This window comes from Coleofasciculus sp. E1-EBD-02 (assembly GCF_040218245.1).
Lineage (GTDB): Bacteria > Cyanobacteriota > Cyanobacteriia > Cyanobacteriales > Coleofasciculaceae > Coleofasciculus.
In genome coordinates, this window is record NZ_JAVJQN010000246.1 from 1 (window position 1) to 14489 (window position 14489).

At 46.1% G+C, this 14489-nt stretch carries 14 protein-coding genes and 2 pseudogenes; 4 read left to right on the top strand and 12 right to left on the bottom strand.

Translation table 11 applies throughout. The features are described 5' to 3' along the window. On the bottom strand, positions 1 to 636 hold a 636-nt coding region (locus RIC07_RS35825), incomplete at its 3' end, for an RNA-guided endonuclease InsQ/TnpB family protein (protein WP_446398667.1). A 319-nt stretch (positions 637 to 955) separates the two neighbouring features. On the opposite strand from RIC07_RS35825, the gene RIC07_RS35830 reads away from it, so the two are divergent. Together RIC07_RS35830 and RIC07_RS35835 are read left to right on the top strand one after the other, a co-directional pair. Further along, positions 956 to 1225: an Asr1405/Asl0597 family protein gene (locus RIC07_RS35830; RefSeq protein WP_446398668.1), complete on the top strand. Its 270-nt coding sequence runs from the start codon at positions 956 to 958 to the stop codon at positions 1223 to 1225. A 142-nt stretch (positions 1226 to 1367) separates the two neighbouring features. Further along, positions 1368 to 2492 carry an ABC transporter ATP-binding protein gene (locus RIC07_RS35835; protein WP_446398669.1) on the top strand — a complete coding sequence of 375 codons (1125 nt, stop codon included), beginning with the start codon at positions 1368 to 1370 and terminating at the stop codon, positions 2490 to 2492. Between the two features lie 34 nt (positions 2493 to 2526). Here RIC07_RS35835 and RIC07_RS35840 read toward each other — a convergent pair whose 3' ends face one another. Further along, on the bottom strand, positions 2527 to 3969 hold the full coding sequence (locus tag RIC07_RS35840) for an ion transporter (RefSeq protein ID WP_446398670.1): 1443 nt from the start codon (positions 3967 to 3969) through the stop codon (positions 2527 to 2529). A gap of 77 nt (positions 3970 to 4046) precedes the next feature. On the opposite strand from RIC07_RS35840, the pseudogene RIC07_RS35845 reads away from it, so the two are divergent. Next, positions 4047 to 4274: pseudogene (locus RIC07_RS35845) on the top strand (Uma2 family endonuclease); the annotation flags it as partial. A 103-nt stretch (positions 4275 to 4377) separates the two neighbouring features. Here the strand turns inward: RIC07_RS35845 and RIC07_RS35850 are convergent. The 5 genes and pseudogenes from RIC07_RS35850 to RIC07_RS35870 all read right to left on the bottom strand — a co-directional run bounded on the left by RIC07_RS35850 (position 4378) and on the right by RIC07_RS35870 (position 9694). Then, complete coding sequence (locus RIC07_RS35850; protein ID WP_446398671.1) at positions 4378 to 5460, bottom strand: class I fructose-bisphosphate aldolase; 1083 nt, start codon at positions 5458 to 5460, stop codon at positions 4378 to 4380. Between the two features lie 140 nt (positions 5461 to 5600). Further along, positions 5601 to 5768, bottom strand: a pseudogene (locus RIC07_RS35855) (RNA-dependent DNA polymerase); the annotation flags it as partial. Then, positions 5734 to 6423, bottom strand: coding sequence for a hypothetical protein (locus RIC07_RS35860; protein WP_446398672.1), 690 nt, complete (start codon positions 6421 to 6423; stop codon positions 5734 to 5736). The pseudogene RIC07_RS35855 and the gene RIC07_RS35860, both read right to left, overlap by 35 nt. Before the next feature lie 92 nt (positions 6424 to 6515). Further along, entirely contained in the window at positions 6516 to 8093 is a 1578-nt protein-coding gene (locus tag RIC07_RS35865; RefSeq protein ID WP_446398673.1) for a CSLREA domain-containing protein, read from the bottom strand. 227 nt (positions 8094 to 8320) lie between these two features. Then, positions 8321 to 9694: an aldehyde dehydrogenase gene (locus RIC07_RS35870; protein ID WP_446398674.1), complete on the bottom strand. Its 1374-nt coding sequence runs from the start codon at positions 9692 to 9694 to the stop codon at positions 8321 to 8323. Between the two features lie 66 nt (positions 9695 to 9760). Between RIC07_RS35870 and coaE the strand changes: the two genes are divergently transcribed. Beyond that, complete coding sequence (gene coaE / locus RIC07_RS35875; RefSeq protein ID WP_446398706.1) at positions 9761 to 10351, top strand: dephospho-CoA kinase; 591 nt, start codon at positions 9761 to 9763, stop codon at positions 10349 to 10351. Between the two features lie 142 nt (positions 10352 to 10493). Here the strand turns inward: coaE and RIC07_RS35880 are convergent, their stop codons facing one another. From RIC07_RS35880 to def, 5 genes are all read right to left on the bottom strand, one after another. Beyond that, a complete protein-coding gene (locus RIC07_RS35880) occupies positions 10494 to 11288 on the bottom strand; it encodes a helix-turn-helix domain-containing protein (RefSeq protein WP_446398675.1) in 795 nt (264 codons plus the stop codon). A 127-nt stretch (positions 11289 to 11415) separates the two neighbouring features. Then, positions 11416 to 12810 carry a TldD/PmbA family protein gene (locus RIC07_RS35885; protein ID WP_446398676.1) on the bottom strand — a complete coding sequence of 465 codons (1395 nt, stop codon included), beginning with the start codon at positions 12808 to 12810 and terminating at the stop codon, positions 11416 to 11418. Positions 12811 to 12916: 106 nt separating this feature from the next. Next, complete coding sequence (locus RIC07_RS35890; RefSeq protein ID WP_446398677.1) at positions 12917 to 13282, bottom strand: HNH endonuclease; 366 nt, start codon at positions 13280 to 13282, stop codon at positions 12917 to 12919. A gap of 54 nt (positions 13283 to 13336) precedes the next feature. Further along, on the bottom strand, positions 13337 to 13729 hold the full coding sequence (locus RIC07_RS35895; RefSeq protein ID WP_446398678.1) for a hypothetical protein: 393 nt from the start codon (positions 13727 to 13729) through the stop codon (positions 13337 to 13339). A 145-nt stretch (positions 13730 to 13874) separates the two neighbouring features. After that, positions 13875 to 14402, bottom strand: coding sequence for a peptide deformylase (gene def / locus RIC07_RS35900; RefSeq protein WP_446343236.1), 528 nt, complete (start codon positions 14400 to 14402; stop codon positions 13875 to 13877). Between the last annotated feature and the right edge of the window lie 87 nt (positions 14403 to 14489).

Consider the following 14489-nt stretch of genomic DNA (forward strand, 5'->3'; position numbering starts at 1 on the left):
CTTGCGTTTCAATCGCTTAAAGTGCTTTGGATTAGCAATCTTTTCCCCATCGCTGGTCGCCACCAAAGAAGTAACACCTGCATCAATCCCAATAGCTTTATCAAGTTGAGGGAATGTCTTAACCGTATGATCCTCAACCAACACAGAGACAAACCATCGCCCAGAAGCATCCAACCTTACTGTAACCGTAGAGGGTTCACAGTTTTCTGGAAGGGTACGACTCCAGCGAATTGGTAAGGGTTCGCGACATTTTGCTAACCATAATTGCCCATCTTTCCACTTAAAAGCCGAACGGGTAAACTCAGCACTACCGCCATTCCGCTTCTTTTTGAAGTTGGGGTATTTAGCACGACCTGCCCAGAAATTGGTAAACGCTTTTTGCAAGTTCCTCAATCCCTGCTGCAATGGTACACAACTCACGTCATTAAGAAATTGCAAGTCTTCTTGCTTTTTCCAATCTGTCAGCATGGCGGATGTCTGTTTGTAGCCAATCCGCTCCTGCCTTTCGTACCAACCTTCAGTTCGAGTATGCAACGCCAAGTTGTAAACCAGACGAACGCAACCCAACGTGCGGCGCAAGAGTTGTTCTTGTTCCGACGTTGGGTAAAAACGGTATCGGTAGGCGCGTTGAGTCATAGCTCACATCCTACCGCATCTCCTGTAAAAGTGCTAGCTTGACTTGAAAACGCGGCTTTCGAAGCATCGCTGAAAGCGAGGGTCGGAAAGCCGCGAAGATAGATGAACCATGGAGCTAACTTGAGGAGAAGCCGTATCATTCCTGCGTCATTGTCTTTTAGTCGATTAATTGAGAAAGATTAGCATTTGACTCCCACCTAGCTTACACTAGGGAACGGGAGTGAAATCCGGCTTAAACTCCCTGTCATAGCAGTTCTTATGGAAAAATTAATGTCTGGCGACAGACATTAATGATAATATATTGCATTTTGAGAGAAAAATGAATCCCTGGAGTTCTCAACCCAAAACTGGTCAAGTGATTGACATTAATCAAGCCGATCGGTGGCAAGTGTACCGCCGTTTACAGGAACTATCGATCGCGAGTCACTGCGGGATGAACCAGCCACTCACGGCTGAGATTCATGATCCGGTGACGGCGATTCAACTGTGGAGTGTAGTCAGACAGTTAACTGTACCACGCCGAGATTTAGCCTCTTGGCTGGAGGACTGCTGGCGGCTTCCTAGCCGCAGTCGGAAGAGGGGGAGATGAGGGAGCAATGTAGAGACGTAGCATGCTACGTCTGGGAGCAGGGGAAGCAGGGGGAGGTAAGAAGCGATAGTAGTGCCATCTACTCCTACACCCATCTCAAAACTAGGTTCCCTCGAAAGTCGTGAAGAGTCAAAAACATTCTATGGAACAAGCAGCGATTCTACATTTAGAGGACATTACCAAGCACTATGATCAACATACGACTCCAGCCGTAGATCGGGTGACGCTGACTTTGAATCAAGGTGATTTACTGGGGTTATTAGGTCCCTCTGGCTGTGGCAAAACCACTCTATTGCGGATAGTGGCGGGGTTTGAGCGTCCTCAGTCGGGACTGGTTGTTTTAGCTGGACGCCCCGTGGCGGGTTCAGGCTATTGGATACCCCCAGAACAACGGAACACGGGTATGGTGTTTCAAGATTATGCCTTGTTCCCTCATCTGAATGTGGCGGAGAATGTGGCTTTTGGCTTGAAAAACCGCCGCAGTGGGATGAGTCGAACATCCATCAAGAAAAATACGGCTGACGCGATCGCACTGGTAGGATTATCAGGATTAGAGAAACGCTATCCTCATGAACTATCTGGGGGACAGCAGCAGCGAGTCGCCCTCGCCCGGGCGTTAGCACCGCGTCCCAGTTTAATCCTGTTAGATGAACCCCTGAGTAATCTGGATGTGCAAGTGCGTCTGCGGTTGCGCCAAGAAGTGCGATCCATCCTTAAAGAAATCGGCACATCCGCAATTTTTGTCACCCACGACAGAGAAGAAGCCCTATCCATCTCCGATCAAGTGGGAGTGATGCGGGCGGGATGTTTAGAACAGTTGGGAACCCCCGAAGAAATTTATACCAACCCAGCCTCTCGCTTTGTCGCTGAATTCGTCACCCAAGCCAATTTCTTACCCGCCCGTCGTCGGGGACAGTTATGGGAAACTGAGGTGGGTTCGTTTGAAATCAGCAATGGAGAATGTTCCGGTAACATCCAATTCCAGAATGACGCCATCCCTGATTGTGGGGAGTTAATGCTGCGGGAAGAAAATGTAATTCTCAAACCCGATAACGATGCACCCATCTTGATTCGCGATCGCCATTTTTTAGGTCGCGAGTATCGGTATTGTCTCCAAACCCCGTCTGGTAAAGAACTCCATGCTCGCACCGCCCTGAATACACCCTTACCTGTGGGAATCAGAGTTCAATTATCTGTGGCTGATCCATCGATCCCAATTTTTCCCACAATCGCCCCAGGTACACCCATAACTCCAGCCTATTCGTAGTTCGTAGTAAGGGCTTTAGCCCTTCTTCTTTGATCTACAACTTTTTAGACTGGAGAATTTTCTCAATTTGGGGCTGGTGGCGAGCAATCACAACCAAGCGATCGCCCAACATGAGTTGTTCATTTTTGGGTGGGTTAACCAATGTCTCTCGATGTCCCTGAGTTTGCCGTTCCACAGCAACTAAAATACTATCTAGCTCCTCTTTTAGCCATTGAGCCGCATTCCAGAATGAAATACCATTCCATTGCTGGGGTAGGGAAATTTTATAGATTTGGTTCCCCGTTTGCACAGTGAGCAATTCCGCTAACACATCCACAGAACCCCAGTTTCGGACTGAAGTCGCCATTAAATGGCTCGCCAGTTCATCTGCGACAATCACATCTTCCACGCCCGCTACTCGCAGTTGCACATTATTTTTGCCATCAAGAAGTTGAGCGCAGGTATAGATACCCGGATGCAGTTTTTCAATCGTTAATGCCGCTAAAACAGTTCGGGCATCCCGATCCTGATCACTGCGCGGATGTGTGGCATCTGCCAACAAAATAGCCCGTGAGGTGTAATAAATTCCCACCGCTTCCAGGACATCAATTGTGGTGTAATCCCCGGTATAGAAGTAAATTTGGGAACGATTAACATGTTTCAGTTCTCGCTCCGGGGTTTGGATAAATTCAGCAACCACCACAATCGGATGATGTTTTAAACTGGGATCGGCTTGCAGTTGCTCAATCAGCAGATGTCCACTGCGATTCCAGCCACAGATAACAATATGATCGCGGAGTTCGTCCAATTCCCAGTATTTAATTTCCATCACTGTTCTCAATCGTTGTACCATGACGGCGGAAACGACACCCGTAAACATGGCAAACATCGTCAAGCCACCCAGGATTACTATGAGTGTAACCAATCGCCCCGCATCGGTTTGAGGTTCACCGCCGATGGGTTCTCCGGATACCAGGGTAAAAAAGCTCCACCAAAGGGAATCCTTCACAGAGGCGAAATCTGGATTGTTAAAGCCCTCTAGCAAGTGAATCGCGATCGCGCCGACTAAAATAATTAAACCGACAACCAGCAATACGCCAATCTGTACACCAATACTCGTGGCTAAGGTAGAGCCAAGACGATTTAAATTCTGATTGAGTAGGATTCCCACCCGCAATAGCCGTAAGAGGCGCAACACCCGCAACAGGCGAAAGGCTCGCAATAGGGGCAATACGGCAATAATATCTAACCAATAGTGGCGGAAGAAACGGCGTTTATTTTTAGCAGCAAAATAGCGAATTGTCAACTCGATAATAAAGATGCCAGTGAGTAGTTCTTGAGTCAAATAGACAAGTTTATAGGCTTGAGTGTTATTATCAAGCGTGACTTCTGCAATCACCAGGATCACAGAAAGCAGAATGAGAACGATCAGCGCCAGTTCAGTTTGGGGGGCATGGATAAAACGATCCAAGCGAGCTTGTCGGGTTTTGTTGGGCATGTCGAGGTATGAGAATCTCTCTTGAATTCAGAGACATTTATCTATACTGAACAATAACGCTTAAAAGGTCTTGTTCTATGGCGGTCAAAAATTCCCAAACCCATACATTTAAACAGTCCCAGGCGATGTCCAACCTACCGCCCCTAGAAAATGGCGATCGCTTAACTCGAAAAGAATTGGAGCGACGCTATCAAGCAACGACAACGATCAAGAAAGCGAAACTAATTGAAGGAGTGGTTTACGTGGCGTCACCGTTACGCTTTGAGCCTCATGCTGAAGATAGTGCCCTTGTGGTTACGTGGTTGTGAGAAGGATTTTGTGTAGGGGCGGGTTTCACGATTATCGTGACTTATCTCACACTAGATGTAACTAAACCCGCCCCGACCGAGGTTTAAATGCAACTCAGTGTCACGCAATGGTCACGTCGCCGGACAAGTAAACATCCTGAATCGTGTGGAACAGCTTAACACCTTCCTCGAAAGGTCGCTGAAATGTCTTGCGTCCAGAAATCAATCCACAACCGCCAGCCCGTTTATTAATCACAGCAGTGCGAACAGCTTGGGCAAAATCATTTTTCCCTGATGAACCGCCAGAATTAATTAAACCTGCACGACCCGCATAGCAATTAAGAACTTGATAACGAGTTAAATCGATGGGGTGATCACTGGTAAGTTCAGTGTAAACGCGATCATCCGTTCTGCCATATTTCTCACCCGTGGCTTTAGCCACCGCACCATAGCCATTATTGCATTCAGGCTGCTTCTGCTTAATAATATCGGCTTCAATGGTAACGCCAAGATGATTGGCTTGACCCGTGAGGTCAGCCGAAAGATGATAATCTTTATCTTGCTTAAACACGCTATGGCGTAAATAGCACCACAGGATTGTTGCCATCCCCAACTCGTGGGCGCGGGCAAATGCTTTACTCACTTCCTCAATTTGGCGACTCGATTCCTCAGACCCAAAGTAAATCGTCGCACCGACAGCCACAGCGCCTAAATTCCAGGCTTGCTCGACATTGGCGAACATAAGCTGATCATATCGATTCGGATACGTCAGCGTTTCATTGTGGTTCAGTTTAGCAATGAAGGGGATGCGGTGGGCATACTTGCGAGACACCATGCCCAAAACCCCTAACGTCGTAGCAACCGCATTACAACCGCCTTCCAGAGCAAGTTTGATAATGTTTTCTGGATCAAAGTAGACCGGGTTCGGCGCAAAAGAGGCGGCGGCGGAATGCTCAATCCCTTGGTCTACGGGTAGGATAGACAGATAACCCGTATTGGCAAGGCGTCCGCTTGAGTAGATCTGCTGAAGACTACGCAACACTGGGGCAGGGCGATCGCTATTGGCAAAAATCCGTTCCACCCAGTCTGGACTCGGTAGATGTAACAGACCTTTATCCACTTTAGCGTTGTACGTCAACAGATTGTCTGCCTCTTCACCCAACCAGGATTCTATCGATTGAGGTGCTGTTAAAGTAGCCGTCATATTGTTTTCCTCAAAGTGTTGTCACTTGTTTTTCAATTTTGACAGTCTTTGGGGGCGATCTCTGTCCCCATAACGATAGAGTTTGCCTACTTGGCAAATTTCAAAATTTCCCACGCTGACACCGCAAGCATCGAAGTAATGCTTGACACTCCCCCTTGAGGTGTACCCTGTTCGGGGAATTCTGGGTTAACTCCAGCCTTGAGGCATCGAAAGATTCTAAGTTTAATGCCTGATGGGGCGATGAGCTGTTCCATTATTGATTTGTGGCTTATCCTATCGAAACATTTTTCGATGTCGAGTTCTATTACCAAAGTTTCTGATACTCTTATCAAGAGAAAACTTTAGTTGAATACGGCGAGAAAATTCGGATGTGTTCCCGCTGGAGTCAGTGGCAGTTGCGGTTATCGATTGTCCCGAAACAGTAGCAGGTAAAACGGCAGTGAATTCAGCTTCTCCACGGTTATCTGTCGTTACCGATACTGAACCTAAAGGAACTTCGCCTTCACCATAGTTGGATGGATCAGCACTTCTATTGGCGAAAAATTCCAGAGTGAATTGGGTATTAGGAGTGCTAACCAGTATCCCTTGAATTTCAGTGTGATTATTTTTTACCTCTGCGCTTAAAAGAGTGGGGTAATTTTGCAACTGATTTGAGCCAGCGTCTAAATCTAATGCATCGTTCTCAATGGGTACAGAAGAAGATAAGGGTCGCCCTGTCTCCCCATTCAAAAAAGTATCCTGGGATGTTGAGCGACTTTGGCTTAAAGTAATGCCCAAACCTTGATTATTAAACAGACGATTTGTCTGGATTAAATTATCAATTGCTTCAGCTATTCCCCCAGAAACAGTTTCCACCGTAGTGATTTGAATACCATTGGCTCCATTATCGTGAATGGTGTTATTTAAAATTTGGGTGTTAGTAATAGAGGCATTAAGTAGGTTGATGGAAATAAACTCAACCATGTTAAGTTATGTTAACAAGCCTCAAACCCTTACAAATGACGAATGACGAATGACGAATGACGATCCCCACCGTTAACTTTAATTGTCCCCACCTACTTAAACCCTGCTTCATCACCTCTCGCTTCTAACCGAATCCCATTATGACCATTATTCGCGATCGCATTCCCGGTGATCCGCGTTCCCCGAATCAAAACATCCATCAGCGGCAATACAGTATCAGGGGTATAAATATTAGAAAATATAGCAATTCCATCACCGCCATTTGCAATATTGCTACCACTGGGATTGATACCAATATAATTGTTTTCAATCCGGTTATCCCCGGGCTGTGTCCCAAATCCTCGGTAGATATGAATTCCGTGGCGACGATGCCCACCGATAACATTATTGCGAATTTGGTTCGCAGGCTTTTTGATACCAATACCATCCGTACTTAAGATGGGACTTAATGCCACTGTACCTGTAATATCTGTACCAATTAAATTATTTTCAATCGTATTTTCAATTGCTCCCCATTGCAGCGTCAGGTTAGCTTCTGTATTGCCTTGGCATCGAGCATTTCCGGAAATTAAATTATGGCGTATTTTGTTCAGGCGTGACGGTGCATCAGAGCGAGTTCCGCCAATCAGCAAACCATCAATACAATTACCTAAGGCGACAGTTCCTGTCTGATCAGTACCAATATAATTACACTCCACTAAATTATTGCTGGCATAATTGGAAACCCAGAGATTTGTCGTGTGGCTTCCGGCGATGACGTTGCCTCTAATGGTATGGTTTTGGGCAGGATAGCGGGAATCTAAAGCGGCAAAATTGCCATGTCCAATCACTACACCATGACCGCGTTTTTCAGTAGTATTACCCAATACATTTTTACCTGTGTAATCTGTGCCAATAAAATTATTAACAATAGTATTGCCTTGCTGATCGGCATTGGCATCGCCGTTGACAAGAACACCCACGAAGGTATTCCCGGAAATGACATTATTTTTAATAATAGTATTATTGGGATTCGTTGTGTTTCCGGCTTTAATCACAACACCTCGGTTATTACCAAGGGCGACTGTACCCGTGATATCTGTACCAATATAATTGCTGTCAATAATAATTTGGCTGGAGTTATTTAATATTTCGATACCAGCGCGTTGAAACTGATTAATTACCAGTCCTTGTATGACAACCTGATCCGCATCAATCGTAATACCACTTACTTTACCCGCCGCCGCACCATTTAACTCAATAACTGGACGGCTAATTGTTATGGTTTGGGCTGGAAGCGGAACGCCCATTGGGTTGGGACAAGTTAGGGAATGGGTTGCAATCGTTTGGAAACTGGGTTGGGATGTGCCGTCAATCACCACCGTCTCTGTTAAAGTTGGTAATGGCGAATTAGGGATAATGCTGGGTTGAGTGGATTGAATATTAAACGCGATCGCATCAATAATAGGATAGGATGAACCTGTCCGGCAATCGCCATTTGTGGTATCCCTATTCGTATTGGCGTTATTAATCGCTTCGCGCAGGGTGCAATTGCTATCACCAGCATTGATATCATCGGCGGTGGTATTAACCACAATAGCAGCAGTTTGTGCCGAAGCACTATCCATGAATAGCGAGAACCCGCTAACCCATAAACCGATAGATGCTATAGCTTTTGTGCGCGTGAACATAATAAGTTTTTCAGCGTAGCGCTACCCCAAAAATGATTGTTCATGCCGTTGATACGGTTCGTCAATTATAATACGAACTTACGCCAATTTAATACATTTTTTCCTGTTCTCTGTTCCCTAATTCCCTCCCCTTACTAAGGGGAGGGTTAGGGAGGGGTTTTTCTCAAGGTATTGGGTATTTTTCAGCTTAAGTTGACACGGAAAGAGGTTTTGCACACCTATTCCACCTACTTAATAATTCGCTTAAACAATGACAACTTGCCGTTATAAGGTGGATACCGCCAATTTAAATCGAACCAGAATCCCTTTTTCAATACACTCTTAAAGTGAGAAAAGGTATCAAAACTGGCTTTGCCATGATAGTTGCCCATTCCACTATCCCCAACACCGCCAAAGGGTAAAGTTGTCACACCAACTTGCATCACCGTGTCATTGAGACAGACACCACCAGATGAGGTTTGCTGCAAGACTTGTTGCTGTTTCTGTTTATCTTTGGAAAATAGGTAGAGGGCTAAGGGTTTAGGTCGAGCATTAATCTGCGCGATCGCATCATTCAAGTCTTGATACTCTAACACAGGCAGAATCGGACCAAAGATTTCCTCTTCCATGACAGGTGAATCCCAAGAAACTCCATCAATCACAGTGGGCGCGATATACTTATCTTCTGGTCGAGTTTGTCCGCCAATAACTATTTCTCCGTTCTTCAACAAAGGAACCAGTCGATCAAAATGTCGGTGACTTATAATTCGGGCATAGTCCGGACTTTTCTCCGGTTCCTGACCATAAAAGTCTGCAACACATTTTTGCACTTCTGTCAATAGATCTGACTTAATTCGCCGATCAACTAACAGGTAATCTGGGGCGATACAGGTTTGTCCCGCATTCAGGTATTTACCCCAAGTAATCCGTTTAGCTGTATCTTTGAGATCCGTATCCGCATCGACAATACAGGGACTTTTACCGCCCAACTCTAACGTCACAGGCGTTAGATGTTTCGCGGCGGCTTCCATGACGATTTTGCCGATCGCGGTTCCCCCGGTAAAAAAGATATGGTCAAATTTTTCAGCCAGAAGTGCTTTACTGGTATCAGCGTCTCCTTCGACAACCGCGATATAAGCCGGATCAAAGGTTTTCTGGATCAGGTTGGCGATCGCACTTGAGGTATGGGCGGCAATTTCCGAGGGTTTGAGTACCGCACAGTTTCCGGCGGCGATCGCACCAACTAAGGGAGAAATCAATAACTGGAAGGGATAATTCCAAGGAGAGATAATCAGCACCACACCCAAGGGTTCAGGATAAATCTTCCCCGAGGCGGGGAATTGTTCTAATCCAACTCCTACTTTTTTGGGTTTAACCCAGGATTTGAGGTGCTTGATAGCGTAATTAATTTCCGCAATCGCCGCGATTTCAAAATAGGCTTCAAACTCTGGGCGCCCTAAGTCAGCTTGAACCGCCTTGATAATCGCCTCTTGATCATCAACAACAGCTTGTTTGAGGCATTTTAGCTGTTCCATGCGCCACTTGACATCCTTGGTTTTCCCTGTGGCGAAAAAATCCCGTTGTTTGCGGATAATATCAGTAACTGGTACTTGGGTCAGCATTCTGGAGTCCTTTCCGGCTGCAACTTATACTTATTGTGATAGCGTACTTTAACCTTGAGTGAATCACTGTTGAAACGGATCATTGGCTTAACCGGAGGGATTGGCACAGGTAAAACCACGGTTTCTAATTATCTTGCCGATACCTATCAGCTTCCAATTTTAGATGCGGATATTTACGCCAGAGACGCCGTGCAACCTGGTTCCCCGGTTTTGAACCGAATTATTACCCGCTACGGTTCTGAGGTACAATTAGCCGATCGCACACTGAACCGCAAACGCTTAGGGGAGATTGTTTTCCCGAACCCAGGGGAACGCCAGTGGTTAGAACAACAGATCCATCCGTATGTGCGCGATCGCATTGAGTCTCAACTCTCTATCCTAGAGTCTCCCACGGTGGTTTTAGTGATACCCTTATTGTTTGAAGCGAATATGACAGACTTAGTGACTGAAATCTGGGTTGTCTGCTGTTCTGTGGAACAACAAATCCAGCGCATCCGAGAACGCGATCGCCTTTCTCTTGAACAAGCTCAATCCCGTCTCAACAGTCAGCTTCCCCTCGCCGAAAAAGTGGCGCGTGCTGATGTGGTTTTAGATAACTCTTACACTCGCGAATCTCTGCTTCAACAAGTCGATCATGCTTTAAGTCGGGCTTGCTGAATAAGTATTGTGGTGAGGGGTAAGCTGTTCGGCATTTAAACCTTAATGTCAATAATGGCTCTCATCCTTGTAGTGCGAGCATCTTGCTCGCTGCTAATACCCAATTTAAATGCATGACAGCTTATGAGCAATGACCAACTGATTACCAATCCTGTGTTGGAGTAAAGGTTACATCTTGGACTTCACCCATCTCTCCCAAGGGTTTCGCGGTTTTTTGATTCAACGATACCCATACCGCCCCCGCATTTCCGGAACGGATTGTTAATTCATTTTTAGCTTTCCACGTTGTTGGGGAATCGTCCTCAGTTAAAATTCCCTCAAACTCCGTTTTACCATCAACGCTAACCCGCACCCAGGATTCCCCTTTCATTTCTACAGTAATTTGAACCGGGAAATTGGGATCAGAAACAGTCAGCGCAGGTGTTGAGGTGACAGTGGGTTCGTTTGGATTAAGCTGTTGCTCAATTGTCCCAGAATCTTGAACGGGTATAGAGGGTTGGGGTTTGAGGACTTGAGTAAGCAGATACACCAGTCCACCGATCGCGACGATTCCACCAATACCAATGTAGAGGAGAAAAGGTTGACGGTAGAGCCGATCAGATTGACGCGATCGCGAAATCGGGGTGGGTTCAGAATGTTTAGCTTGAGAGTCAGGAGACTCAGAGGGTTCTGGTACCACCTCGGTGGCAAAGCTTTGGAGTAACGTTGTGCTGTCTAAATTCAGTGTTTCAGCATACCGCCGAATAAACCCTTGAACAAAGACAGGTTCAGGTAAATCCTCACACCGTCCAGCCTCTAGCGCTTTCAAAGAGCGCAAGGAGATAAAAGTTTTGAGAGCAATTTCCTCAATCGATTTCTCCTGCTCTTCTCTACAGTGTCGTAAATAGGTTCCTATATTTTTAAGTTGCTCTTCTTGAGCCGTAGTTAAATGGTTCACCTGATCCGCCTATCAAGGATTACACATTTATCGCGAATAGCGCCCCCAGTATATCACCTGTCCGTTGTCCGTTGTCTATTCCTAAGGACAAAGAACAACAGACAACAGGCAAGTGACTGAAACAACGCTACTGACTACCTCCCACGACAACATTGCGAATTCGTAAAGAAGGACCGCCACACCCTACAGGTAAGCCACTTTGTCCGCCTTTTCCACAACCGCCTGATTCATCCCAGTAGAAGTCATTACCGATCGCTTCGATATCGCCTAAAGTTTTAAACACATTGCCAGATAGAGTAACATCCCGCACCGGTTCAGCAATCTGTCCCTCGCGAATCATCCAGGCTTCACCCGCGCTAAAGGTGAACATCTCCCCATTCGTCATCCCCCCTAACCAGTTGCGGGCATAAACCCCTTCGCGAATCCCTCGGACTAAATCCTTAACTGGGGTTTTGCCCGGTTCAATCCAGGTATTGGTCATGCGGACAATGGGCGGATAGTGGTAGTTTAGACAACGGGCGTTGCCGCTGGGAGCTTCGCCTAACTTACCTGCGGTTTCACGAGAATGCAGACGCCCCACTAAAATGCCATCTTTAATCAGTTGAGTCGTGGTTGCTGGTGTTCCTTCATCATCGTAGCAATAGCTACCGCGATGTCCCTCTGGGGCAGCACCGTCGAAGATTTGCAAATCCGGTGGACCAAAGCGACGCCCTTTGCTCATCACTTCCAACAGATCGGGGTTTTCATACGCCATATCCGCTTCTGAAAGATGTCCGAAGGCTTCATGAACAAATAAACCGGAGAGGATAGGATCAATAACCACCGTGTAAACTCCTCCCCGAACGGGTGACAAAGACAAAGCATTAACCGCCCGTTGCGCCGCACCCTGTACTTGCATATCCAGATCAGTGAGATCTTCGTAGCCATTGCGAGATCCGGTGGTTTCTCGTCCCGTCTGCACAATCTCATCCTTACGGGCGGTAGCCGAGAAACGCATTTCTAGATCTGCCCAAGATTGCTCAATCAGCGTGCCTTCGGAGGTAGCGATAATGATCCGTTGATGGCTGTCCCCGTAGCGCACAGAGGTAGTTGTAATCCGGGGATCAAAACGTTTGAGCAATTGGTTGTAGCGATCGCACAGCGCTTTCTTCTCGGTTAGAGGAATCATCCGGGGATCAGTCCCAGTTAGGGGGAGTTGGCAAGTATCTTGCACGATCGAAATCGGGGCAAGTAGGGTTTCTCCATCCCCGACAATTCGGGCGGCGCTGATTGCTTCTTCCAGTCGATCCTTCAGGCTAGAGAGTTGATTGAAACTGGCAAAGCCCCAACCGCCCTTATAACAGGCTCGCACCTGTCCACCAATAGCAAGCCCCTCACTCAAGGTTTCTACCTTATTACCCCGCACGATAATGCTGGTTCCTTCAGATTCTTCTAAGCGAATCGCTAAGTAATCCACGCGAGAGCGATAGCGAGCGATCAGGTCTGCAATTAAATTTTGAGTATCCGCGAGTACAGTAGGCATGATCTAGGGAACAAGCATGATAGAACTGCTTCTATTTTGCAACGACTCAAGCCTTGTCTGCTATGGGGGCTACCCTTGTTGAAGATTTCAGTCCTGCTTGAATTTGTTAATTGGGTGGATGCCAACCGGCTGTCACCCAATTTTTCCGGACAGTAACAGCTAAATTATTATTTAATTTTAGGGCAGAGATGGTCGCCCGACCACAAGGGGTGAGACCGATAATTTCTGTCCCCTCTGTACTCCAAGTAAAATGATTTATCCACTCCTGTTTACTATGTTTAAATAAGGAAACAGTTTCCCCTGATTGAGGATCGACACCGACTGTTTGTATCCACTTATATTGATTACATAATTCACAGGCTAAACAGAGATTATCTTCTGTGTTACTTCCTCCTTTGGCTAGAGGCTGTATATGATCAATTTGTAATCTCCCCATCATATAATTAATCTTGATGACTGAGGCAATATTCACAGCGATTACCGGCTCTTGTGCGAATCTTTTGGCGGAGAGTTTCAGAGATAAAACTCATGGAGATAAAGGGGGTCTTAAGCCTCGACGAACGGCTTCAGCCAATCCGGCTGATTTGCGGAATTGCCCAATTTGATAAATTGATAGTAAGATTAATAGTTCATAACGTTCTGATTCGGTCAAACCCATAGTTTTCCCTTGAGCTTGGAGTTCACCGAGACGTTGATTTTGTCCTGCCTCCATTTTTAAATTAGCTAATTCAATGACATCTTCATTGGCAAGCTGAGAAATTTCCGAATCCGTGATTTCCGATAAATTATTAAATGTTGGTAAAATAATTTCGAGGGTATCGACTAAAACCTCAGATAGATTTCGCGCTGTAGCGGCTCCCAGATATTGAGCCGATTCAACTAAACCTTCAGGTACGTTAATAGTTATTCTCACAGTCATGATCAAGTAATTAGGGGTTGCCTCTATTCTCATTATAGAGCAGTAGCTTGAACCGAAAACATTGTATCTGATGGATTGTTTATCGGGCGAAAAGCAAGTGGATACAATTTTGTATTCCATAAACGTGAAAAGTGCTGTCAGCCGTTCAAGAACTAATCCGCCGTTGATATTCCTGCTCTGTGATTAAGTCTTGGGTACTCTCCACCCGGTCTACAAACACAAGACCATTCAGATGATCATATTCGTGCTGAACGATTCTGGCGACAAAATCGGTTAACTGTTGTTGCTGCGGCTTACCCTGTTGATTGGTGTACTCTACCTCAATCGCCTGATACCTCGGCACTAACCCGCGAATACCGGGAATACTTAAGCAGCCTTCCCAACCTTTGACCATCTCATCTGAGTGAGCCACAATCTGCGGATTGATCATCGCTGTTGGTTCCATCGTCGGGGCATTCGGATACCGGGGATTGGGACGAGACGCTACGATGAATAGACGGCAGGATTGAGACACTTGGGGAGCAGCAATTCCTACACCGTTGGCAGCTAACGCCTTTGCCTTGAGAGCCTCAATCAGCTTTTGTATGGATTCATCCTGAACATTATCAATGGGTTGAGCGAGCTGGCGTAAGATAGGATTGCCTAACTGAGCGATTTCTAGGGATTGGGTCATAATAGTTTGAAATTGACGCTAACCGTTGCTATTTATTGTTTTACTTCACTCACTGCTAAATCGCTATATATATAGAAGATAGACCTG

Coding starts and splice junctions, on each gene's coding strand:
- RIC07_RS35830 (WP_446398668.1), top strand. CDS start 956: ATGAATCCCTGGAGTTCTCAACCCAAAACTGGTCAAGTGATTGACATT.
- RIC07_RS35835 (WP_446398669.1), top strand. CDS start 1,368: ATGGAACAAGCAGCGATTCTACATTTAGAGGACATTACCAAGCACTAT.
- RIC07_RS35840 (WP_446398670.1), bottom strand. CDS start 3,969: ATGCCCAACAAAACCCGACAAGCTCGCTTGGATCGTTTTATCCATGCC.
- RIC07_RS35850 (WP_446398671.1), bottom strand. CDS start 5,460: ATGACGGCTACTTTAACAGCACCTCAATCGATAGAATCCTGGTTGGGT.
- RIC07_RS35860 (WP_446398672.1), bottom strand. CDS start 6,423: ATGGTTGAGTTTATTTCCATCAACCTACTTAATGCCTCTATTACTAAC.
- RIC07_RS35865 (WP_446398673.1), bottom strand. CDS start 8,093: ATGTTCACGCGCACAAAAGCTATAGCATCTATCGGTTTATGGGTTAGC.
- RIC07_RS35870 (WP_446398674.1), bottom strand. CDS start 9,694: ATGCTGACCCAAGTACCAGTTACTGATATTATCCGCAAACAACGGGAT.
- RIC07_RS35885 (WP_446398676.1), bottom strand. CDS start 12,810: ATGCCTACTGTACTCGCGGATACTCAAAATTTAATTGCAGACCTGATC.
- RIC07_RS35895 (WP_446398678.1), bottom strand. CDS start 13,729: ATGACTGTGAGAATAACTATTAACGTACCTGAAGGTTTAGTTGAATCG.
- def (WP_446343236.1), bottom strand. CDS start 14,402: ATGACCCAATCCCTAGAAATCGCTCAGTTAGGCAATCCTATCTTACGC.